This is a genomic window from Segetibacter koreensis DSM 18137 (assembly GCF_000374045.1).
Lineage (GTDB): Bacteria > Bacteroidota > Bacteroidia > Chitinophagales > Chitinophagaceae > Segetibacter > Segetibacter koreensis.
Map to the genome: position 1 here is coordinate 1 of NZ_KB893373.1, position 1,579 is coordinate 1,579.

The window sequence follows — 1,579 nt, forward strand, 5'->3', positions numbered from 1 at the left end:
TGAAAAGGGATGGAGTGATAATAGAGTAGTATGTGGGGAAAAGTGAAAACTTATTTTTACTAAAACAAGTATATTTATTTTATCATTGAGCTGACATAATTCAACTTATCAGAAGTGGATATGCTTACATATATACAGATGGTATAATAGTGGAGTCGCCTATCTCTCAGGCGTCAATTGGCGTAGAGAGGAGGTGCATATCAATGTTCGAAGCTTTTGTTCACATCACGACCACAGTCATCAGTGGTTGTATCGTTACTTTATTTGCGTATTGGCTACGTAACCGTAACGATAAGTAAATAGGCGACACTAGCCACACCAACAAAAAACCCCTCACTATTCCTAGTAGTGAGGGGTTTGGTGCATATATGCACGAAGCTTTTGTTAAATGTATTATAACACCATAGTGGGTGTAAATGCAAAATATGTAAATACAATCCATATTTAAGAGGAACAAAAATTTAAATTTGGTATATTTAATATAATTATGATTAATGGAGTGATTACACTGAATATTAAAGTGAGACAATGGAACAGCAAAGTTCAAGCTATGCCAAGAATACCAAGGAGTCAAAATAGTAGAGGATATGTGACTTCCTTAATTAAAATTCTTAAAGCAATAGAAAGTGGGAAAGAAAACAATCATATTATGGACTTTGAAGGTAGTAAAAGTTCAAATACGTTAAATCATTATTGTATTAGATTAAGGCCTATAGGGATAGTAGAGCAAAAAAATAGCAAGTGGTATATAAGTGAAGAATTAATTGGATGGAATGATGAAAATATTGAAGAAATAATACCTGAACTTCTCAATGCAAAAGTAAAATATATATCTGAGATGTTGAAGTTTATACAATCACCTAAGAAAATAAAAAGTGTATTAGAAGATGCAAAGAAAACGTATAATATGACATGGAAAGACAATAGTCAAGTTTACGATAGATTGCACTGGTTTATGGATTTAGGGATGGTAGAACATATTAGTTATGAACAAAAGTATGTTCTTACAGAAAGTGGTAAAGCTTTTTTGAAAGAGCATCCACCTGTTGAGAATTCAGAAATTTTACGATTCACATACGATCAAACAGAAGAAGAAAATGAAATTATTATACCTAATTATCTAGAAGACACATATCAATATGAGTGGTCTAGTTATAAAGAACGAAAAAATAACATAGGTTATGTTCCTGGTGGAGTAGAAAATATAGCAAATACCATAAGTGATACTTTAGATTTATCTAGTAATTATGCAGATTTTAATAGTATATATAATTACTTAAAATCAACATATAATATAAGTGAAAAATCCAACGGACAATTCACAACTTTTTTGACTCATTTAAATATTTTAGAAAGAACTGGTGAAAAGACTTATAAAACATCTGAATTAGGAATGGAATTGCTACAATCTGAAAATATAGATTTTAATATAGTATTTATTTTACATAAACATTATAACTATATTTTTGAAATGCTCTTTGTTATAAGGGATAAAAATATGACTGTAAAAGAATTAGTAACAGTAGGAAAAACTAAGTTTAATATGCCTACCGAGTCTATTGACCAAATAAGAAAGAGA

2 protein-coding genes are annotated in these 1,579 nt (G+C 29.9%); both read left to right on the forward strand.

The genetic code is table 11. The features are described from left to right. Positions 1-203 precede the first annotated feature (203 nt). A complete protein-coding gene (locus tag B154_RS32595; RefSeq protein ID WP_107520830.1) occupies positions 204-299 on the forward strand; it encodes a type I toxin-antitoxin system Fst family toxin in 96 nt (31 codons plus the stop codon). Positions 300-550: 251 nt separating this feature from the next. After that, the coding region (locus B154_RS0123960) for a hypothetical protein (protein WP_211217541.1) at positions 551-1,579 on the forward strand (1,029 nt) is incomplete at its 3' end.